This window comes from Psychrobacter sp. FDAARGOS_221 (assembly GCF_002313155.2).
Classification (GTDB): domain Bacteria; phylum Pseudomonadota; class Gammaproteobacteria; order Pseudomonadales; family Moraxellaceae; genus Psychrobacter.
In genome coordinates this window covers 495,099-517,824 of record NZ_NWFK02000001.1, presented here as the reverse complement: position 1 = coordinate 517,824, position 22,726 = coordinate 495,099, and the positions used below count along the sequence as shown (strand labels likewise).

General features: G+C 40.9%; 15 protein-coding genes and 2 tRNA genes. 10 read left to right on the top strand and 7 right to left on the bottom strand.

Annotation, left to right across the window (positions count from 1 at the left end; all coding sequences use genetic code 11):
- Positions 1–52 precede the first annotated feature (52 nt).
- Positions 53–406, top strand: a complete 354-nt coding sequence (locus tag A6J60_RS02170) for a GFA family protein (RefSeq protein ID WP_264755586.1) — start codon at positions 53–55, stop codon at positions 404–406.
- A 451-nt stretch (positions 407–857) separates the two neighbouring features.
- Positions 858–6,209, top strand: coding sequence for an AAA family ATPase (locus A6J60_RS02165; RefSeq protein ID WP_096064541.1), 5,352 nt, complete (start codon positions 858–860; stop codon positions 6,207–6,209).
- A gap of 334 nt (positions 6,210–6,543) precedes the next feature.
- Here A6J60_RS02165 and A6J60_RS02160 read toward each other — a convergent pair.
- A tRNA-Asp gene (locus A6J60_RS02160) sits at positions 6,544–6,620 on the bottom strand.
- Between the two features lie 56 nt (positions 6,621–6,676).
- Positions 6,677–6,752, bottom strand: a tRNA-Val gene (locus A6J60_RS02155).
- 315 nt (positions 6,753–7,067) lie between these two features.
- On the opposite strand from A6J60_RS02155, the gene ftsY reads away from it, so the two are divergent.
- The 3 genes from ftsY (at position 7,068) to A6J60_RS02140 (ending at position 10,326) form a co-directional block, all read left to right on the top strand.
- Positions 7,068–8,357, top strand: a complete 1,290-nt coding sequence (gene ftsY / locus A6J60_RS02150) for a signal recognition particle-docking protein FtsY (RefSeq protein ID WP_227526033.1) — start codon at positions 7,068–7,070, stop codon at positions 8,355–8,357.
- Between the two features lie 141 nt (positions 8,358–8,498).
- Positions 8,499–9,068, top strand: coding sequence for a methylated-DNA--[protein]-cysteine S-methyltransferase (locus A6J60_RS02145; protein WP_413772354.1), 570 nt, complete (start codon positions 8,499–8,501; stop codon positions 9,066–9,068).
- Positions 9,069–9,345: 277 nt separating this feature from the next.
- The gene (locus A6J60_RS02140) at positions 9,346–10,326 is read left to right on the top strand and encodes a hypothetical protein (protein ID WP_096064540.1); all 981 of its coding nucleotides are present in this window, start codon (positions 9,346–9,348) and stop codon (positions 10,324–10,326) included.
- Positions 10,327–10,485: 159 nt separating this feature from the next.
- On the opposite strand, the gene A6J60_RS02135 is transcribed toward A6J60_RS02140, so the two are convergent.
- A complete protein-coding gene (locus tag A6J60_RS02135; RefSeq protein ID WP_096064539.1) occupies positions 10,486–11,235 on the bottom strand; it encodes a YebC/PmpR family DNA-binding transcriptional regulator in 750 nt (249 codons plus the stop codon).
- 168 nt (positions 11,236–11,403) lie between these two features.
- On the opposite strand from A6J60_RS02135, the gene A6J60_RS02130 reads away from it, so the two are divergent.
- The 3 genes from A6J60_RS02130 to A6J60_RS02120 all read left to right on the top strand — a co-directional run bounded on the left by A6J60_RS02130 (position 11,404) and on the right by A6J60_RS02120 (position 14,691).
- On the top strand, positions 11,404–12,234 hold the full coding sequence (locus A6J60_RS02130) for an ion transporter (RefSeq protein ID WP_096064538.1): 831 nt from the start codon (positions 11,404–11,406) through the stop codon (positions 12,232–12,234).
- Positions 12,235–12,625: 391 nt separating this feature from the next.
- On the top strand, positions 12,626–13,933 hold the full coding sequence (locus tag A6J60_RS02125) for an ABC1 kinase family protein (RefSeq protein ID WP_096064537.1): 1,308 nt from the start codon (positions 12,626–12,628) through the stop codon (positions 13,931–13,933).
- Between the two features lie 62 nt (positions 13,934–13,995).
- Complete coding sequence (locus A6J60_RS02120) at positions 13,996–14,691, top strand: YoaK family protein (RefSeq protein ID WP_096064536.1); 696 nt, start codon at positions 13,996–13,998, stop codon at positions 14,689–14,691.
- Between the two features lie 72 nt (positions 14,692–14,763).
- Here the strand turns inward: A6J60_RS02120 and A6J60_RS02115 are convergent, their stop codons facing one another.
- Entirely contained in the window at positions 14,764–15,246 is a 483-nt protein-coding gene (locus tag A6J60_RS02115) for an Lrp/AsnC family transcriptional regulator (protein WP_096066426.1), read from the bottom strand.
- 353 nt (positions 15,247–15,599) lie between these two features.
- Here A6J60_RS02115 and leuA point away from each other — a divergent pair, with 353 nt between their 5' ends.
- Positions 15,600–17,348, top strand: coding sequence for a 2-isopropylmalate synthase (leuA, locus tag A6J60_RS02110; RefSeq protein WP_096064535.1), 1,749 nt, complete (start codon positions 15,600–15,602; stop codon positions 17,346–17,348).
- A gap of 321 nt (positions 17,349–17,669) precedes the next feature.
- Here leuA and ilvD read toward each other — a convergent pair whose 3' ends face one another.
- The 3 genes from ilvD to lipB form a co-directional block, all read right to left on the bottom strand.
- Positions 17,670–19,574, bottom strand: coding sequence for a dihydroxy-acid dehydratase (gene ilvD / locus A6J60_RS02105; RefSeq protein WP_096064534.1), 1,905 nt, complete (start codon positions 19,572–19,574; stop codon positions 17,670–17,672).
- A gap of 335 nt (positions 19,575–19,909) precedes the next feature.
- On the bottom strand, positions 19,910–20,662 hold the full coding sequence (locus A6J60_RS02100) for a hypothetical protein (RefSeq protein WP_096064533.1): 753 nt from the start codon (positions 20,660–20,662) through the stop codon (positions 19,910–19,912).
- 94 nt (positions 20,663–20,756) lie between these two features.
- Positions 20,757–21,584: a lipoyl(octanoyl) transferase LipB gene (gene lipB, locus A6J60_RS02095; protein ID WP_096064532.1), complete on the bottom strand. Its 828-nt coding sequence runs from the start codon at positions 21,582–21,584 to the stop codon at positions 20,757–20,759.
- Positions 21,585–21,714: 130 nt separating this feature from the next.
- Here lipB and A6J60_RS02090 point away from each other — a divergent pair, with 130 nt between their 5' ends.
- Positions 21,715–22,593: an SDR family NAD(P)-dependent oxidoreductase gene (locus A6J60_RS02090; protein ID WP_096064531.1), complete on the top strand. Its 879-nt coding sequence runs from the start codon at positions 21,715–21,717 to the stop codon at positions 22,591–22,593.
- The last annotated feature ends 133 nt before the right edge of the window (positions 22,594–22,726 follow it).

The window sequence follows — 22,726 nt, the reverse complement described above, 5'->3', positions numbered from 1 at the left end:
AAATCAGAAAACTTACCAAGGCTCATGTCTTTGCAATCAGGTTCAATTTAGTGTGACAGGCTTTAGTGATAACGTTGCCAATTGTCATTGCTCAATGTGTCGCAAGTTCCATGGCGCGGCGTTTGGTACGTTGGTTCCCGTGAAAGGTTTAAAGTGGCTAGCAGGGCGTAAAAAATTAAAAGATTATGTTGCAGAAAATGGTACTACTAGAACTTTTTGCTCAAACTGTGGTTCTAGTATTGGGTTTCGAGTTAAGAGTGCGCCATTTGAGGATATTGAATTAGCCATTGCGATATTTGATGAGGAGCTTCCTATAGCAATAAACGCCCAGATTTATACTAAGTTTAAAGCAAATTGGTGTACTTTAAATGATGATATTGCCATATTCTCGGTGGGTCGTGATTAATTTAGTTGCATTATTTCGTATTATCGCTGTTCAATATTAAACAACGAATAAGTAGATTTAAATACCAATATCAACCATGCCAGCTAATAAAAAGCTTTTTGCCAAAACTAGGATATAAGCATTAGATAAAGGGTTTAATTATAATTTAAGGGAAGAAATTTTATATTATTATAATTACTATAGTTATAAGAATAGAGTTTTGATGCCTTTGATATTAAGGAAATTCGATTCTAATAAATTTATGATTTGATAATAGCAATGAGAATCAAATAGATTTGGCCATTCGACGGCTTGGCTCAAGTCGAGACTAATTATATGCTACCTGAGTGTTAAAATACGTGCAAATAGTAAATCCTGATCTAATTTAGATTGAAACAGGTGATCACGTAAAGCTAATTGATAAACCTATTTTGAGTTTATAAATCTTTATTGATAATAGAAGGGAATCTTTATGTCACAGTCCCCAGAACTAGCAGGTGGTGATGGTTTCACCTATGAAGGTCATGTTATGGCTTACTATTTAACTGCGTTATTAGCTGAATCAAGTGCGCCTGGATGCGATGGTATAGTGGTAAATGTGGCTAGTCAGCAAAGAGACTTTGGCTACCCTTTAGATGATGTTATTGTCAAATGGAGGGACGCATCAGATCGAATTGGAACGACCAGTTTGCAAATCAAACGTGAACTAACAATTAGTTCTGCTGACACTAATAAAAACTTTAGAGATGTTATACGTGATAGCTTAACCAGTTATCACGATTCTGCTTTTAATGAGGGTTTAGATAAGTATGGAGTAGCGGTTAGTGAGATATCCTCAGCTAAATTTCGTGATTTAGGCTTTCTTTGTCAAATAGCCATTGAAAGTAATGATTTTGAGCATTTTGAACAGCGGTTCAGCTCTAATGGTAATGCTGGTGCAAATATTCAATCAATTAGAAATACCATTTATCAGCTACTAGATGAGTTCTCTTCAACGCCATTAACACCTACTCAAAAACACAATTTTCTAAAACATTTCATCATTGTTCGATTTGACTTTCTACATGATGGCGAAGTTGGCACTCATGTTGCAGAAAAACACATTCGATCACAACTACCGATAAACAGTCATATATCACCCGTATTGGTTTGGTCTCATATTTATGAGTTAGGAAGAGAATCTGCTGGAAAAGCAGGACAGTTTGATAGAGTTCGGTTAGTCCATGAATTAAGTAAAGTTGTTCAACTTAAAGAAGGTAGAACGTTTGAGGAACAAATTTTAAGCATAAAAGAGCTTACAAATACTTATCTCCATCAAATTCAAAGTGATATTGATGGGTTTATACTAGATAGGACTAATTTAAAATCTAAATTTACAGATGAGATTGATAATAAACGATTTATTCAGATAACAGGTATGCCTGGCACGGGTAAGTCCGCCTTGCTACGTCAGGTAATTGAGGAATATTTAGCTAACTCATTTGTTCTGTTTTTTAAATCTGATCAACTTATTGGTAAAAACTGGGTTCAATATGCTCAAGGTTCAGGGATATCGACAACACATAGCTTAAAAGAGCTACTCGTTGAAATTGAATCGGCAGGCACGCCTATTTTGTTCATTGACGGTATTGATCGTGTTGATAGTGAGCATAGACCAATTATTGAAGAGCTAATAACACTAATTCTAAACGATCCATTATTAACAGAGTGGAAGATAGTCGTTACTTTACGTGAGACAGGGTTAGAGCCATTGAGAACGTGGCTAGGCTCTGTTCTAAAGCAAGCTTCGATTGGTAGTGTGACGGTTGATAAATTAGATGATAATGAAGCTAATATTCTTGCAAAGCAATTTCCGAATTTAAGAAGGCTACTTTTTAGTCCTTCTGAAAATGTAAAGCATGTTGTGAGAACACCATTCTTTGCAAAAATTCTATCTACACTAAGTCTATCAGATAATACTTCACCGGAAACTGAGCTGGATTTAATTCACGAATGGTGGAAACGTGGCGGGTACAGTGCCACAAGTCAGAAAATTATAGATAGACAAAACACTTTGCTGGATTTAGCCGAGCATAAAGTGAAAAAACTTACTCAATCTGTCAAAAGAAGGTCGCTTGCTAGTAACTTGGAACTAGATGAATTAAACAGTGATGGTGTCATTAGAATTAACGACAGAAAATCGACAGTAGATTTCGCTCATGATATCTTCTTTGAGTGGTCATTGTTGTACAGTTTATTTGAAGCCGAGGATGAATGGCTTGATCAAATTGAAGCGTTTGGTCAACCTCCTGCTATAGCTAGAGTTGTGGAGTTATTATCTCAGCAAAAGCTTAAAGACGATGAATGGTCTACAGAAATAGAGCAACCAAAATTTAAAACACTCCGTTCACAGTGGATGCGGGCATGGCTATTAGGTGCAATTAGTTATCCAAACATAGCTAAATACAATGAGCAATTTAGAGGTAAGCTTGCTGAAAATGATTACGCGCTCTATGAGAAGCTTTTGGTCTGGTTTCAAGCAGAGAAGACTCAGCCAAACCCATTGATACTTGCTACTTCTAAAGATATGAAGATTGCTACCTCTCTTGCGTGGCCCGCTGACTTAACCTTATGGTTTCAAGTTATTAGTTTCATATTAGAAGATATTTCTTCGTTGCCAGAACATATATACCCAAAAGTTATCGATGTCTTTACTGTTTTTCAAAATTTCACCATCAATTTCGAAAATTCTTCAAATCCTCCACAAGTTATTAATGCATTTGCATCTAAGATATTAGAGCTAGCTTTAAGCTGGCTCTCTGAATTAGAAGAATTAAAAGATTATCCTAGTACCCATAACTGGCAATTAATTGATGATATACGAGAGTTCAAAGACGCTTTACGTAACCTTATCATATTATCAGCCAGTTCATATCCAACTTTCTTTGAAACCTATTTGACTAGGCTACTTAGCCTGGATGAGATACCCAATGAATTGTTTAAACATATTATTCAATTATCTAGCCTTATAACCACAAAGCATTCTAATCTAATTGCAGAGTTCTGCTTAAAAAAGGCTTTATGTGAATTACCTTTGGATAAGTACGCGCGAGAATGTGAAGAGCAACAACGATCTCAAGAGTATTGGACGAAATTAAATAATATTCCACATGATGAGCTAACTGATAAACAAAAAGAGATGCTTCAACGTAGGGCCTTATTTCTTAGTCCATTTCCAAACCAATCTGTTACTGATAGCGACTGGAAGAGTCTGGCTCTTAATAGTGACTTTATTGGTTTCTATCCTTCCTCACCAATTAAAGAACCTTTTTACTCACTATTAAAATATGCGCCTGATATCGGTTTAAAGTTAATCAGAAAACTCTCAAACCATGCAATAGCAGCTTGGAAACAGCTTCATCAATTATCTGATGAAAAAATGACACCTATTCCAATTGAGTTAAACTTTCCTTGGGGGGCTCAAACTTTTTGGGGTAATGAGAAAGAATATATTTGGTCGCGTGCATACTGGGCAAACGATATATTGTCATCAGCTTTTATGACCCTAGAGAAATGGTGTTTTGAGCAATTAGAGGCAGGTGTAGATTTAGAAGCTTTAATCCAAAGAATTACACAAGGTCACGAATCAGTAGCTATTTTAAGTATTGTGTCTGTACTTGCTCTGGAACGACAACACATTAGCAAAAGCACACTTCCTTTAGTAACGAATCAAAAAGTGCTTGATTTAGATTATTATCGTTATACTCAAGACCTAGGTGGTTCATCAGCACCTTTGATATCCTACGCAGGTAAACATCTTACTCATAAAAAGGACATAGGTGAGATTAAGGAAATGTATACTAAAGCGGGTTACCAATCCTGTTTATCAAGCTTACTCACCGCATTTATGTTCTCGGAATTTAGTGATGAAATAAAAGTAAGGCTGAATGAATTCAAAAACTCTCTACCATATGACTTTGAAGATCAATTTGGCAGTACAGAAGTCACTGAGAAACTGTTAGAACGAGCTGGATTTTATGCTGAGTATGCCGATGAAACTACCTATTCAGTGCAACCTACTGAAAATAAAAATATAGTAACTATTTCGCATCACAGTCCTTCTTTAAACAGTAGCAAGAATAGAGCAGAGCAGAAGAAAAGTTCAGACTTCTTAATTTTTAATAATATAGCCTATTGGTCTCAGAAATCCTTATTGCAAGGTGCCATTGTAGAAGGATATTCTATTCCATCTGCCCTAGGTTATATAAAAGAACATGACGATTCGCAACTGTTTGAAGATAGTTGTGGTGGGTGGGAGTATGAGGCTATTTACAGGCGTATGAAGCAGAATGCTATTAGTGCTGTAGCAACTATGGCGCTGTGTTTTAGAGAAGGTTTGACAGATACAGATTTAAAATGGGCTCGAGAAATTATTGATAAAGTAATGAGTTTACCTTTTAACTCTTATGAATGTAGCACAGCAGATGCCCAGTTAATGTTCCATCCAAAATTATTTGCTAGTAATGCATTAGTAGCTGAAATAAGGAATGACGTAGATGCGGATTATGCAAAAAATCATTTGCTAGGTCTGATTGTAAGTCCAGTTAATGAGCTATCCCTATTAGCTTTAAACTGTTGTGCTTCATTATATGATATAGACGCTAAACTATCTTATTCTGCAATATTTCTTGCTATTTCACTCTGTTATAACCATTTTAAATATGCAATTTTTAATTCAGAGGATAGAAAGAAAGTAAATGAAAAGTTGCTCAACCTACTAGCCACTATTGATAAATATTATGAGTCAGAGGAACAATATTTGAAACTTCCAAGGTGCATCAGTCCTTGGATAGAATTAGAAAAGGAAAAATACAGACCTTCTGCTAATTACTATTTTGATAAATCTTTAGTTGCTATAAAGTGGGAAAGGTCTGAGGAACAATGGGATACTAATTTTCTAGCAAAGGTTTTGAAGACGCTACCTACCAAGAAACTTATAGAATCTGAATTTAATACCGAGTTTCTGAGTTTTATTGACAGTTTACTTGCTTGGACTATTGAATTAATCGAACCGTCGTGGGCAGAGGAATATGATTTTAGAGGCGATCGCAATAGCCTTTACGAGTTTATGGATGCTTTAGGTAACACTATAAGCATATTCTGTGGCAAATTACCTTACAGTGAGACTTTTGATAGGTTTGTACAACCTATATTAGCTTTACAAACTGAAGAAGGTTGGGAGCTTATACAGCCTTTAATAAGCTATTTAAGTTGTCATCTTTATGATGAAGCTGAAGTGCCAAATGATGTCATTATAATCTTAGAGCGTTGTTTAGAACGATTCCTACAAGAAGATGAGTTTGACCAAAATGGATATAAGCTTAATAGATTTGATTTATATAAACAAAATACACTTGAGTCGTTAATGTTTACGTCTATTGACACATTTAAAGGTGCTAAACGTTTTGCAAATAGCGACTGGTCAGATATTCACTTAATACTACCAATTATTGATAAGCTTGTTCGTGAGGCAGGCTGGATAGGAACGGTTATGCAAAACTTTATCAAACTATGTGAGTACGCAAAAGATCACTATCCTGCTGATATTTTTGCAGATCAACTCTTAACCGTCATATCTAAACCAAAGCTCATAGGTTGGCAAGGTAGCACTTTATATGCCCGTATAGCAGATTTGGTACAATTCTTCGCTGAAAGGGACAATCCTTTAGATTTGGCAACGGGACAGAAGCTATTAAGAATCATAGACTGGTTAATCGATCAAGGTGATAGACGTAGCGCTTCATTACAGCAGAGTGAGTTATTTAGAAGTATTAGATTAAATTAGTATGACTAATTGTTTGGATAAATTTTTATACTGATTAATCCCATCTTTTTCAATTTTAGTCACAAAATGGTCACCATTTGGTCACCGAGGGTTTGGTCACCGTAGTTTTCCTTAATGCATTATTAGAAGAACTTAATAAATTTTAATTGTTCAAACCTTCAGTAACTGACATTAAGATTAATTTTGATATTTTAAGATGTGACTTTTACTTTCTGTAAAAGTCTTGTTAATAAAGGCTTTGAAAGAGGATAGCTAAAATCATCACCCACAAAAAAACCCTAGATAACTTAATATCTAGGGCTGAAACTTTTGATAAAACATAAGTTTTAAAATATGGCGCAGCGGACGGGACTCGAACCCGCGACCCCCGGCGTGACAGGCCGGTATTCTAACCAACTGAACTACCGCTGCTTAGGTCGCTTTAGAATGTTTAGCCACTTTCTAAAGAAGTGATACTCTATAAAGAGTGGTGGGTGATGACAGGCTCGAACTGCCGACATTCTGCGTGTAAGGCAGACGCTCTACCAACTGAGCTAATCACCCGATTTGCTTACATTTAGAGCTAAGCTTCTTCGCTATGTCCTCTGAATGTAGGTGCGTATTATATAGATAAAAAAACATCTGTCAAACCTTTTTTGCAATTATTTTGAAAAAAAGTCATTTTTTTTATTTTTGGCCTCTAAATAGGGTGATTTATCAAGCTTTGGGGTAGTTATGGTAAACTAAGCACAATAATTCATTACCCACTATAAATGCGCCTAACTTATCGCGCACTCAGTAAAATTAAAACTGATATCAATCAAACATATAAAATAGCATTCGACAAAATCTAAGTGATTAATTAAATAAGAGATTTCCATGAATAATACAAACAATCCAACCCGAGTGGTGATCGATCTAGATGGTAGTTTAGATGAGCTAGACGATGATGACATCACGCTACCGAGTCTGCCTGTCAATGAAGACATAGAGGTGATTGAGACGCCACGTGTTGAGCAAGCGTCTGATGCGGCTGTTAATTTACAGCCTGAGCCTCAAGCAGCGCCAGCACCACAGCCAACGCCAGTATCAGAACCTAGTCCAGCGACACTATCAGAGTCAGCGCCACAACCAAAACATGTTCCAGAGCCGACACCTGTACAGCCACAGCCAGAACCTGTTGCGCAATCACAGCCAATGGCCGAGCAGCAAGAGTCTGAAGAATCAAAGCAGAATAAAAAGCGTGGTGGTTGGTTTGCGCGTATGAAGTCAGGCCTGACTAAATCACGTAAAAACCTAGCCGAAGGTGTGGCCAATATCCTTATTGGTGGTAAAGAGATTGATGATGAGCTGTTAGAAGAGGTCGAAGATCAGCTATTAGTGGCTGATATCGGTGTGGATGCGACCAATAAGATTATCACCAGCTTGACCGAACAGACGGCGCGTGGTGATTTGATTTATTCGCACTCATTATATAAAGCACTTCAAAAAGAGTTGGTTGAGATTCTAGAGCCAAAAGTTGCGCCGTTAATCATTGATACCTCGAAGAAGCCATTTGTCATCTTAGTGGTAGGGGTGAACGGTGTGGGTAAAACCACTACCATTGGTAAGCTGGCCAAGCGTTTGCAAGCTGAAGGCAAGTCAGTGATGCTGGCAGCAGGTGATACTTTCCGTGCCGCCGCGACAGAGCAGCTACAAGTTTGGGGTGAGCGCAATAACATTCCGGTAATTGCTCAAGGTCATGGTGCCGACAGTGCGTCTGTGGTGTTCGATGCGATGCAGTCAGCCAAAGCCAAAAATATTGACGTCTTGATTGCCGATACTGCTGGGCGTCTACAAAACAAAACTTACTTAATGGCTGAGCTTGAAAAAGTGGTACGTGTGATGCGTAAAGCTGATCCAACGGCGCCGCACGAAGGTATGATTGTGCTGGATGCAGGTACTGGTCAAAACGCAATCAATCAGGTTAATATCTTTAATGATGCCGTGCCATTAACTGGTATTACCATTACTAAGTTAGACGGTACGGCAAAAGGCGGTGTGGTGTTTAATATCGCCAATACCACAGACATTCCGATTCGATTTATTGGGGTTGGTGAATCTATTGATGATTTACGCGCCTTTAGTCCGAAGCAGTTTGTGGCCGCATTATTTGAAACTGAAGAATAAAATTTGAAACTGATGAGGAAAGTTCATTTAGCATATTGCTAACTGTAGTTTCAAATTAATACTGTTTCTAATGACTAGCGTTTCTAATTAATGATAAAAAATGGCATCATACAGGTGCCATTTTTTTATTTGAGACATTCGATGATGATAGTTACGACTACAGATATTGCACAATTTAGGCTACTGCTGATTGCCGACAACGATCGATTGGTCACAGTTGACTGGTTAGCTGAGCAGCAGGCGTGGTATGACTCAAAATCGATTGTTATGCTAAAAAAGCAGTATCAGCTTAGTGATGATGAGTTTAGGTTTATTGATAAAAATAGCCTAAGCAAAGAAAACAAAACTGAATTACTGTTGCTAGAAGTGATTGAGCAGCTAGGCCAATACGCTAATGGTGAGCGAAAAGAGTTTGATATCAAGCTTGATTGGCGTTTGGGAACTACATTTCAGCAAAAAGTTTGGCGCGCGCTGCAACAAATTGAGTATGGTCAAACCATCAGTTACGCACAATTGGCAAAAAATATTGGTCAGCCGACCGCGTATCGTGCTGTGGCCAATGCCAATGGCAAAAATCCATTTAGTATTATTATTCCTTGCCATCGGGTGATTGCAACTGGTGGCGGGTTGGGCGGTTATACCGGCGGGATTGATAAAAAGCAGTATTTGCTGCAACTAGAGCAATCAAAAGCTCAAATATATAGTAAATAAAGTCAGCACCGCAATGGTATAAAGCCAAGTAATATCAGGAGTGCATCAAATAGGAAAGGTCATTACTGGCATAATAGTTGTCATAAAATTGTCTTATTAAGTTGTTAGTTTAGCCTTAAAGGAATAATTATAAATAAGGCTAAGTGATGACTGTATTCGCCCCTTATCCATTAGCACCTTATCTATCGATAGTTGGCTTAATAAGCATCTATCAAACCTTGCAAGTCGTCAGATATTGGCATGGTTTACAGCATAACAGCAGCGATGGGTTGCTGCTATGAGTAAGCTGTCATCGATTCAATCTAACCGCATTCATACCTATTATCCTTATGGTTTAGACAATTTAGCCCAGCACCATTTATACCAAGATGCCTTGTTTCAAAAGAGTTGTTTCGAAGAGAGTTTTTTACAACAACGATTTAACTCAAATGGTTTAAACGGTCACTGCATAAATCAAAGCCTATTTAGTCAATATTCATCCAGTAAAAGTTCACTTAATAAAAACTCTTCTATCCAAAACCTATCCAAGTCTGATCAATTGATCACTGCCACACAACATCAAGCACCTCATAAAGTCATTGAGCCAGGCAGTCGGCAGAATCAAATCAAGCGCCAACGCGAATGGGTGTACTTAAGCCATTATTTAGCGATTGAGGGTTTAGATCCGATAGATATCATTTCGGGTAAAGATGATGGGCAAGAGCCTGATTTCACCTTAATTTTTGCAAAAGATGGTCGGATTATTTATATCGGTGTTGAATTGACCACATTACCGCGTCTGCGTGACAACATGGGTGATCATGATTTGATCGCAAAGCGATGGTATTGGCAAGGATTGCAAGCAGCAGCAAAACGAAGATTGCAGCAACAAGCGATGATAGGGGAGGTAGAGGGGTGTTTGCCAAACTTTGAGCGATTTAAACTGCCGGTAAAAACGTTATATATGCCAAATGATCAGTTTTTGCAGCGGCGACAGCATTTATCGTTATCACCGATTACGCAACAGGATGTTGACCAGGTGATGGATAAGAAAGCGCATAAAGTGGCGGGGTATAAAACAAGACGAGCGCTGGATGCGTTATGGCTATTGGTGCATACCGATAAATATCAATCGGAGTGTATATTAACTGAGCCCGCATCGCATATCACTTTGACTCATAATAGCGACTTCGATCAGATTCACATTACGCGTTATCCAAGCCATAAACTAATGAGCGTAACTAATAAAAACAAGGCAAAATCAAGTAAAGCTAAGTAAAACCAAGCCAAATAAGTAACTTTAACAGGACGGCTTTAATTTAACGAAACAAGATTTTGATGAAATTAGTCACGCTCATTGTAAACAATGACCTTGATTCGGGTCGCAAGTAAACAGCAAGCGACCCAGCCTAAAAGTATGTATAGAGGGACTTTAGGCTTAAGCGTTTAGCTGATCAAGAATCTCGTCAGGGAAGTCAACGTTGGTGTAAACATCCTGAACATCATCTAAATCTTCTAACATGTCGATCATCTTCATCACTTTTTCAGCATCTTCAATATTATCGATGATAGCTGTGGTTGAAGGTGACATGGTAACTTCAGCGTTGCTAGACTCGAAGCCTGCTTCATTTAGCGCGTCTTTCACTTTACCAAAGTCGTCAGGTTCAGTGATGACCAATAATGACTCACCGTCATTTTCGATATCAAGCGCGCCAGCATCTAACGCCACTAGCATGATGTCGTCTTCAAGAGAGGTGTCATCAAAGATAATCTCACCACGTTTGCTAAACAGATAGGCAACCGAGCCTGACGTACCTAGGTTACCGTCAAACTTAGTAAAGGCATGGCGCACTTCACTGACCGTACGGTTGACGTTGTCGGTCATGGTTTCAACCAATACCGCCACACCGCCAATGCCATAACCTTCATAGGTCAGCTCATCCATTTCGCCGCCTTCAGAGTTACCAGCACCACGCTCAATAGCGCGCTGAATGGTGTCTTTGGTCATGTTGGCTGACAGTGCCTTTTCTACAGCTGCACGTAGGCGTGGGTTGGTATCTGGATCGGGATCACCTTGCTTGGTTGCAGAGACCAATTCACGAATAATTTTGGTAAAGATTTTGCCACGCTTGGCGTCTTCTTTGGCCTTCTTGTGCTTAATATTTGCCCATTTAGAATGACCTGCCATAATATTTTATCCTTATTGGTTAAATGGAAGTGGTTAGGTTTAACTAATCAAAAAAGGGATGCTGTGTTATCAAAAACAGCGTATTAACAACAAAGTGGGTGTAAGTGGTAACATTACAAAGATATTCACGTATAATAACTGCCTATTATAGACCAGTTACCTATATTTATGAAAAAACTATCATCGAATACCCTAAATAACTTACGTGATCGTATCCATATTATCATCGAAGGTACAGACACGCCTTTAGGTAAGTTTTTTGACATCACCTTACTGATCGCCATTGCTGCCAGTGTCGCGGTCGTGATGCTTGATAGTGTATTGTATTTGCGATTGCAATACGGAACGATCTTCTTTTATGCCGAATGGTTCTTTACCATTTTATTTACCCTAGAATATCTCCTACGCCTATTCTCAGCGCCGAATAGACTGCGCTATGCGTTTAGCTTTTTTGGCCTGGTGGATTTACTGTCCGTATTACCAAGCTATTTGAGCTTAATATTTGGCGGCGTTCAGTATCTGATTGTGGTGCGTATTTTACGTATTTTACGCGTGTTTAGGGTGCTAAAACTTAAATCATATATGCAGCAAGCGGGCTTCTTAGCCTCAGCATTAAAGACCAGTCAGCATAAGATTACGGTTTTCTTCTTATCGCTTGTATTGCTGGTAATGATCTTCGGATCGGTGATTTATGTGGTAGAGGGGCCAGAAAATGGCTTTACCAGTATCCCAGTTTCTATTTATTGGGCAACGGTAACCCTAACCACGGTCGGTTATGGTGATATGTCACCCAAAACGCCGCTGGGTCAGTTCATTGCGACCATGGTGATGATGACTGGTTACTCTATCATTGCGGTACCAACCGGTATCTTCACGGCAGAGTTAACCAAAAGCATGCGACCTCAGCTGCATCCAGTCACTTGTCCTAACTGTGGTAAGTTTGGTCATGCCTCAGGTGCTCAGTTCTGTGACCGCTGCGGCCACGATTTACATATCTAGTTAGCTAAGGTTAATGACTCAATGCCATATTCAATGCCATTGAGTCAAAGATATCTAATCAGAGCTATAATCAGCGAACTACTAAACGCTTACGGTGTTAACCTCGCTAAGCCTACATTTGTAGTACTTACGCTCGGTTGCCTTGTAACCATTTTTGACTTCTTTGACTATATCTAATCAAAGTTATCTAAAGTCAGTCCCTTTTGTTTAGCGCGTTATCTAGAGCAGTATCTATAGGGCTATCAAGAGCGATATCAAGAGTATCATTCAGCGTATTATTGAGCTGTGAAGTCAGCGATGACGGGTTAAAGTTAAAACAGGGTGTGCTAATATAGCCGGCATTTAACAGATTACCTTAACGATAACATTCCATAAAACGATACCCAACACCATGCCCAATTTATTAAAAAAATCCTTTAATGTTGCCAATCGTGTCCGTCAAACTGCTAGCGTGATGGGATTATCTGCCTTGCGTGTGGCAAAAGGTGAGCGTCCTGATGCGGTCATGTTGCGAGAGACTTTTGAGCAGCTTGGCACCACTTATATTAAGATTGGCCAATTTATTGCCAGTACGCCATCGTTATTCCCACGTGAATATGTGATTGCCTTTCAAGGCTGTTTGGATCAAACCACACCGTTACCTTACAAGTATATCGAGCAGGTATTGCAAGAAGAGTTGCTACAGCCAGGGCAGCGTCTCGAAGACTTGTTTGCGCACATTGATCCTGAGCCTTTGGCTTCTGCCAGTATTGCGCAGGTGCATGCCGCAACACTGCCAGATGGGCGTGAAGTGGTGCTAAAAGTGCAAAAACCAGATGTCGAAGTCATCATGCAAACCGACTTAGGGGTGCTGCATGGCGTGACTCGCATGCTAGAGCGCTTAATGCCACAAATGAAATTTGCCAGCTTATCACCGATTATCGATGAGATACGTATTCGTATGTTGGCAGAGACCGACTTTATCGCCGAAGCTTCTAATATCGCAGATTTTCAGCAGTTTTTGAGCTTGACCGGTAATGACAGAGTCATCGCGCCAGAAGTGGTTGATGAGTTGACTACCAGACGGGTGCTGACCATGAGCCGCTTGCATGGTATCTCTATGGTTGATGAAATCGCGATGCGCCAGTACTGCAATGATCCGGCGCAGGTGATGGCTGATACCCTTAATACCTGGTTTGCAAGCTTGATGTTTGGTAACAGTTTCCATGCTGATTTGCATGCCGGTAACCTGATGTTATTGACCGATGGGCGTATTGGTTTTATTGACTTTGGTATTGTGGGTAAGCTTGCGCCAGAGAGCTGGCAGGCCTGTATGGGCATGATGCAGGCATTGCAAGAAAGTGATTACGTCACGATGGCCGGCTGCATGATAGATATGGGCATGACTCATGAGCGTGGTCAAGTGGATCAAGCGCAACTGGCAGGGGACTTGGCCAAAATGATCACGCGTATCATGGCCGAAGATAAAACCTATACCAGTGGCAAGCCGTTTAATAGCAAAGAACAAGCCGATGAGCTAAACAAAATGATGCTAGAGATTGTCGAAGTGGGCAAACGTCATGGCATTCACTTCCCGCGTGATTTTGCGCTGCTCACCAAGCAAATGTTGTATTTTGATCGTTTTATGCGAACACTGGCGCCAGATATGGATATGTTCAATGATGCGCGTGTGAGCTTGCTAGGGCAATCAGCATCTTAGGCTGACATTTTAACGTTGATATTGGTTTTTATTTTTAGCATACAAACTAAAAAGTAGGGCATATGATAACCAAATTACCTCGTTGGATTTTAATTGGTGGTGCGATTTTGGCTTTCAGTGCGGGCAGTGTCAATATTATTGCCTTAAGTGGATTTACCAACTTATCTGTATCGCACGTGACTGGAAACGTAAGTTTGTTTTCAGCAGCGATGGCTCGATTAGAGTGGTCATCGGTGTTGTTTATTGGGGCTTCATTACTGTCATTTTTGGCCGGCGCTATTTTAAGTGGTCTGTTAATCGGACAGCGCTCTTTGAGTCTAGGTCGTCAATATGGTGTGGCGCTAGGTGTTGAAGCGGCATTATTGGTGCTTAGCTTTCTGTTGTTTTTCCATCATGATTATTTAGGCCAGTTAATGGCGGCCGCTGCGTGTGGCCTGCAAAACGCGATGGTAGCGACCTATAGTGGCGCGGTTATTCGTACCACTCACTTGACAGGTTTGACCTCAGATATGGGCGCTGCGATAGGCAACTGGCTGGCAGGACGCCCGATTAACAAGCTGACCTTGGGCTTTCAAGCGATTATTTGGTATTGCTTCTGTGGTGGCGGCGTGGTTGGTGCCTATGCTTATTTTAAATTTGGCTATGCGGCGATGTTTGTGCCAATTAGCATTGTGTTACTGGCCGCATTATTCTATCAAGTTGCTTCAAATCGTCTGCCAGAAAAGCGTGATGATATGGACGATGCCACTCGCGCTTAAGCCTGTTAGCTGTTTAGCGAGTCAGATTGTCTGGCTAATTAGGCTTAAGTTGCTTCATTGGGATTGTGCCTATCAGGACAAAATATTGCGGGTAAATACCTGACGTAGCTCAAAGCTGGTATGCACTTGACTGACGCCTTCAATACGGTTCAAACGGTGCAACAAAAACTCTTCATAGTGCGCCATATCTCGCACCACTACTTTAAGCAAATAATCCTCTGTGCGCCCGGTGACAATACTGCAGCTGACCACTTCTTCAAAGCTTTGAATCTTTTTTTCAAATTGTGCAAAGCGTTCAGCAGTATGTCGGTCCATACTGACTGCGATATACAGTGCTAAGCTGAACCCCAGCTTTTGTGGATTGACCTGAGTGTGGTATCCCATGATGATACCGGCATCTTCTAAGCGTTTGATACGACGTGCGCAGGGCGTGGCAGATAGATGCACCGCTTCAGCGATATCGGTAATGCTCATGCGTGCATCTTGTTGTAATAGCTCTAAAATATGACGATCAGTGGCGTCCATTTCGTATGACTCATGACTTTTGCTAGTCATGGGTTCTTTTTTTGATGATGATTTGGTCATATATGAAGCCTAGAGTTAGTAAATTAGTTAAAAGGGCTAGTATTTAGTAATTAATTAGTGATATTCACTCATTATAGCCTAAAAAAGGACGTTTTTTGCAGGAATATTGTTCTAAAACTTTGATATGATAGTGATAAGTTAAAGAAGTAATGGTTAACAAGCGGCTCGCACTATTATTTAGATTAAATATTCATGTATTTATATTTGATTATTAATAATAGAGTTCAGCTTGCTAAGCGTTATCCAAATAAGCAAAAATAAGTAATTCCATAACCCCTTTACCTACATTTAAACCACAGACAACAGATCAAAGAGGATAGTCCATGAGTCAGGTAGAACCTAAAGTTAAGCCAAAGTTTGATGCGTTTGATTTTCGCAAATATCGTCCTTTTGCGTTTGCACCAAACTTAACCGATCGTACTTGGCCAAACAAAACCATTGAGAAGGCACCTATGTGGGCCAGCGTTGATTTACGCGATGGTAACCAAGCACTGATTGACCCAATGACTATTGATCAAAAAATGCAGTTCTTTAAACTGCTGGTTGATGTTGGTTTTAAAGAAATTGAAATTGGTTTTCCTTCAGCGGCACAAGTCGAGTTTGATTTTGCCCGTAAACTAATCGAAGAAGGTCATATTCCAGATGATGTGACCATTCAGGTATTGGTACAAGCGCGTGAACATTTGATTGAGCGTACCTTTGAGGCGCTTAAAGGTGTTCGTCGTGCAGTGGTACACGTTTATAACTCAACCAGCCGTGTACAACGCGACAAAGTGTATGCTAAGAACTTAGAAGAGATTAAGCAAATTGCGATTAAAGGCGCAAAAATGCTGCAAGACCATGCCGCTAAGCATCCAGACACTGAGTGGGTATTCCAGTATTCACCAGAAAGCTTTAGCCAAACTGAGCCAGACTATGCCATCGAAGTAGTTGATGCGGTCAATGAAGTGTGGAAGCCAGAGGAAGGTCAGCAGGTTATTATTAACTTGCCAGCAACGGTTGAGTCATCTATGCCAAACGTGTATGCCGACCAAGTAGAGTACTTCTGCCGTCATATTAAGAACCGTGAGCACGTCATTATCAGTCTACATACTCATAATGACAGAGGTAGTGCGGTTGCTGCTGCCGAGCTAGGCGTATTGGCTGGCGCGGATCGTATTGAAGGTACGCTATTGGGTAATGGCGAGCGTACCGGTAATATGGACATCATGATTATGGCGATGAACTTATACAGCCAAGGTGTCGACCCAGAGCTTGACCTAAGTGATATGAACCGTATTGTGCAAGTGGTGAGTGAGTGTAATAACTTGCCAGTACATCCACGTCATCCTTACGTCGGTGAGTTAGTGTTTACCGCCTTTAGTGGCTCGCATCAAGACGCGATTAAGAAGTCACTGGATTATAACGAGAAAAACAGCGAAGAGACCAAGAACGTCTGGGATGTGGCTTATCTGCCAATTGATCCGGCACACATTGGCCGCGGCTATCAAGACGTGGTACGCATCAACAGTCAGTCAGGTAAAGGCGGTGTGGCTTACATCCTAAAACGCAACTATGGCTTTAACTTACCACGCTGGATGCAAATCGACTTTAGCCGTGTGGTACAACAAAAAGCGGAAGACGTGGCGCGTGAGTTGAAAAATGAAGAGATCTTGGCCGCCTTTGAAGAGACTTACTTACAAAACAGTGGTTATGAGCTGTTAGATCACAGCGTGAAAAACGTTGGTGGTGAGGTCGAGTTTGACGGTCAAGTGACCTTGCATGGTGAAGAAGTGGCTGTTAATGGTAAAGGTAACGGTCCGCTATCTGCCTTTATCGATGGCGTAGCACGTCATACAGGCAAACAGCTGCATATTATTAACTATGCTGAGCATGCTATTAGTCAGCCAGTACAAAATGCTAAGAGCATCGCTGATGACAATGACGAGACTTCTGACAAAACCAATGCCAGTGCCGCGGCATACATTCAATTGAATGTTGATGGTGAGATTTACTCAGGCATCGGCACGCATACCAGTACGGTATCGGCGATGTTAAAAGGTGCCTTATCAGCACTGTCACAAGCGGTGTAATTAATACACTTGCCACTTGCTGACTCACTACGCTTAAATCTATAACGACAATTATGGTTATTATGAGTATGGTTATAGGTTTAGCATAGAATAAACTATAAGATTTAAATAAATTAAAAAAGGTCTGCGTAATGCAGGCCTTTTTTGTGTTTATCAGTATCTGGCTAGCGCTAACTTTCTTCTATTTAGTGTAATCTGCTTACTAAATCTGGCTGGTTTAATTGACTATAAATGCCTGGAATAGAAAACTTACGCATAAAAAAACGACTTGCCTTAGATTTAAGACAAGTCGTTTGAGTATTAAAGGTTATAAGTTCTAAATTAACGCTCAACTTGGCTAACGTCACGTACCGCACCAGTATCAGCACTAGTGGTCATCGCCGCATAAGCACGTAATGCTGGCGTCACATGACGATCACGGCTCACTGGTTTCCAAGCTTTGCTGCCACGTGCTTCCATTTCTTCACGACGGCGCGCTAATTCGCTATCGCTGACGTCTAAATGGATGCTACGTTTTGGAATGTCGATGTGAATGGTATCGCCTTCATTAACCAGACCAATAGCACCGCCTTCTGCGGCTTCTGGGCTGGCATGTCCGATTGACAAGCCAGAGGTACCGCCTGAGAAGCGACCATCTGTCAGTAGGGCACACACTTTACCCAGACCTTTTGACTTTAAGTAAGAGGTTGGATATAGCATCTCTTGCATGCCCGGTCCGCCTTTTGGACCTTCATAGCGAATAATAACGATATCACCAGCGACCACTTCGTCAGCCAAGATGGCTTCAACCGCCGCATCTTGTGATTCATAGACACGTGCACGACCGGTAAAGGTTAAGATGCTGTCATCAACACCAGCGGTTTTCACCACACAGCCACGCTCAGCGATATTACCGAATAATACTGCAAGGCCGCCATCGGTAGAGTAGGCGTGTTCGACAGAGCGGATACAACCAGACTCACGGTTAACGTCTAAGTTTGACCACGCTTTGTTTTGTGAGAATGCTTGAGTGGTACGCACGCCGCCTGGTGCAGCGATATATAGGTCACGAGCGGTTTGATGATTCGGATGATCAGTATTCATCACATCCCACATTTCAAGTGCTTCTTGTAAGGTCTTGGCGTGTACCGTTGGTAAGTTTGTGTGCAATAAGCCAGCACGGTTTAGTTCGGCTAAGATACCTAACACACCGCCGGCACGATGCACATCTTCCATGTGATATTTTTGAGTGGCGGGTGCGACTTTTGACAGACAAGGCACACGGCGACTTAATTGATCAATATCTGCCATTTTAAAGTCAACTTCGGCTTCATGAGCGGCGGCCAATAAGTGCAAAATAGTGTTGGTCGAACCGCCCATGGCAATATCTAAACTCATCGCGTTTTCAAAGGCTTGTTTGGTTGCGATAGAGCGTGGTAGAACTGACTCATCATCTTGCTCATAGCGGCGCTTGGCCAAATCAACGATGCGTCGACCGGCTTCTAAGAATAGTGCTTCACGTTTGGCATGAGTGGCTAATAATGAGCCGTTACCTGGTAATGACAGACCCAGAGCTTCAGTCAAGCAGTTCATAGAGTTAGCGGTAAACATACCTGAGCATGAGCCACAGGTTGGGCAGGCAGAGCGTTCAATCTGAAGCACATCAGCGTCACTGACATTGTCGTCCGCCGCATCAATCATGGCGTCAACTAAGTCCAGCTTCCGAATCTCTTTGCCATCTTCATTAACTGGCGCATCAAGATTGTGACTTGGCGCTAAGTCTTCAGCCAATACTTTACCGGCTTCCATAGGACCGCCTGAAACGAAGATCACTGGAATATTGAGGCGCATGGCGGCCATTAACATCCCTGGGGTGATTTTGTCACAGTTAGAGATACATACTAAGGCGTCTGCACAGTGCGCATTGACCATGTATTCAACCGAATCGGCGATTAAATCACGGCTAGGCAGTGAATACAGCATACCGCTGTGACCCATGGCAATACCATCATCAACGGCAATGGTATTAAATTCTTTGGCAACACCGCCGACTCTTTCGATCTCACGGGCAACCAGTTGTCCCATGTCTTTTAAATGCACATGACCGGGTACAAACTGAGTAAAGGAGTTGGCAATGGCAATAATGGGTTTGTCAAAGTCACCATCTGTCATGCCTGTTGCGCGCCATAACGCACGGGCACCTGCCATATTACGGCCTGAGGTAGAGGTCTTAGAGCGATATTGCATAGTATTTCCTTTTTACTTTAAAAGACGGACTCTTTGTTATAAGTGGCTTTTTCGGTTAGGGTCTATCGAGCTTTTTAAAACAATATAATCAATTACTATAATTGGTTTGGATAATTAGCTTGGTCTTATATTAAATGATTGGGTTTTTGTTTTTAGCATCTATCGTTTAGCAATAAATAGTTAGTTTTTGATTGCTAGCAATGAGCAAAATTATCATCATCCTCATTGTAACCTATAAACGCTATTTTGGTAAAAGCAAAAATTCTTTGGCAGGTATAAACTAAAATTATGATTTGACTCAGTATTGTGTTATTAGCAGTTAACGATTTCAGACCTTAGGCCAATCGTAATGCAATGGCTTCTGTTAACTGCGGCAATTGCTGCTTTTGTTCCTCTAATAATGCCAATAACGCCAGCGTATACTGAGCGGGCAATACTTGGTAATCTTCTGAGCGCGGTATCTGTAACCACTCATCATCCAAGCTCATAACCAACGGGCGGCTGCCTTTATTTAACACAAAGATATCACCGTAAAAATGCCAGTTTTCCAAGGCTATTTTTAACGCATCTTCTGGGGTATTGCTATAAATTGGATCACGCTGTTTGGCGGTATTGGTAAACTTTAAACGCAGCGCAAGTTGTAATCGTTCACAAAACATCACCAGCGTACCGGTGACTTTTACTTGCCATGGTGTTTTTATCAACTCAGCAGGCAGCTTTAATAGGTCAGCGGCTTCACTGGCATATACTGGCGTTTGAAACTGTTTTAACAAATCAGGAGTGAGCGGATGTGCTGCTTTGACCTCTTCTGATAAGGCATCATAATGATAGATAAAAGGTAGCTTCTCATCTTGAGTGAGGGTTTTATCAATAATCTTACAGTTATGAATCTGCCAAGGGGTTTGCTCATCGCTAATAATCTGATCAAGATGCAGGGTATTGGGATCTGTTAGCAGGGCAGGGTCAGCTTTGACCTCAGTGTTGCTATTGGTGCTGACCTCTGTGTGCGCATCAGTATTATTGCTAACATGAGCGCTAGCGTTTGGCGTTGGGCTGTAAGAGGTATCCGTCATCTGCGGTGTGATCATATAAGGGCTCTGTTTTACTTAATTGATTTTCTTATTATTTTGACTGTTTTTAAATGGCTAGCAAGCGTTTAACTAGACTGGTTTGGTTGTTTCGCTAACGTTTACTGTCTGGCGATCGACGTAGAGTAATGTTACCGGCCTCACGCTGCATAATATTGTGTAGCAAATCATGAGTGGTCTGAAGCTCAGTAATACTGCCTGCGACGATATCGACTTTTTGGGAAGGATTGGGTTGTAAGTCATTAGACGTTTCGTCAGCAGATTCAGGGCTAACTTTATCTAGACTCACAAAGTCGGCCAGTCGTAACATCTGCATGCCAGCATAGCCACAAGGATTGATGGCGTTAAACGCATTTAAATCACAGGTTAAATTAAGCGCAATACCATGATAGCTAAAGCCATGCTTAATTTTAAAACCTAATGAGGCAATCTTACCGAGCATCAGATCATCTTGATTATAAATATAGACCCCAGGCGCATCTTGGCGCGCTTTGGCATAAAAGGTATGGCCATTGGCATCAGGGTGTGATTGCAGGGTGCGATTGAGCACATCTTCAATACTTTGCTCTGCATGCGATACCAAGTCACGCACTGACCAGCCGAGGGTATTTAAATCAATCAGCCAATAAATGACCAGTTGCCCCATCCCGTGCCAAGTGACCTGTCCGCCACGATCGGTTTGAATAATAGGGGTATTGGTCTGCTGCAAGATATGTTCTTTTTTGCCAGCTTGACCTAAAGTATAGACATCATTGTGTTCAACAATCCACAGCTCATCGGGCGTGGTGATGCCTTGCTTTTTTTTATCAATACGCGCCAATGTTTTTTGTAGCATCTCACTGTGCGTGATCTCATAGTCAGCACCAATTAAAGTGCGAACAATCAGGGTATCTTCAAGGGTGTTTTGGGCGGTAGAATTCATAATCGGCTATTGTTTTTTTTGAAAGATATAGCATATCATGAGACTAGAACTGTCGCCATAGTCTAGATCATGTTCTCAATTTACTGTATAAAAATGACAAACAAAAATATCAATAAATAAGGGTTATTAGATGTATAAAAGCACATTAAGCCGAGTAGTGAAAAACAAAAATATCATTATCACTGGTGGCTCAAGTGGTATAGGCGAAAGCACAGCTTATATGCTTGCAGCGGCTGGTGCACATGTTATTTTAATTGCCAGATCTATGGATAAGCTACAGCAAGTGCAGGCGAAAATCAGTGCTTTTTCTGGTAAAGCCAGTGTTTATAGTTGTGACTTAACTGATACGAAAGCCATTGAGAAAACAGTACGTAAGATATTAAAAGAACACAAGCATGTTGATATCTTAGTAAACAACGCTGGGCGCTCGATTCGACGCTCAATCAATGAGTCATTGGATCGTTTTCACGACTTTGAGCGTACAATGGATATCAACTACTTTGGTGCTGTCAAATTAGTATTAGAACTGATGCCTAGCATGCTTAAACGTAAAAAAGGACATATTATCAACATCTCGTCGATTGGAGTGCTAGCTAATACACCTAGATTTTCAGCTTATGTGGCTTCAAAAGCGGCACTTGACGCCTTTAGTCGTTGTATAGCAGCAGAGGTTAAAGGCAAAAAAGTAAATTTAACCTCCATATATATGCCCTTAGTGCGTACGCCGATGATTGCACCAACCAAAATGTATAATTATATGCCAGCGCTAAGCCCTCAAGAGGCAGCAGATCTGGTAGCCAAAGCTATTATCGAAAAGCCGGTCAGTATCTCAAGTAATATGGGACGCTTTGCGTCAGCCACTTATGCCTTAGTGCCTAAGTTTAACTTGGGTATTCAGTCTTTAGGCTTTCGTTTATTTCCTGACTTTAAATCTGCAAAACGCAAGAAATCTAAGCCAAATATCTTGCAAAGAGCTTTTGCACGAATCTTACCGGGCGAGCCACATTAAACCCCTTTCATCTAATGGGCTGTGACTTTAAATTATTGATTTAATACACACTAAAGCTGTGTTTTATGTTATTTTGCTTAAATTAGTTAATGTTCAGTTTGCCTGTTGTATTAGCGGCAAGCGGGCAACTTAA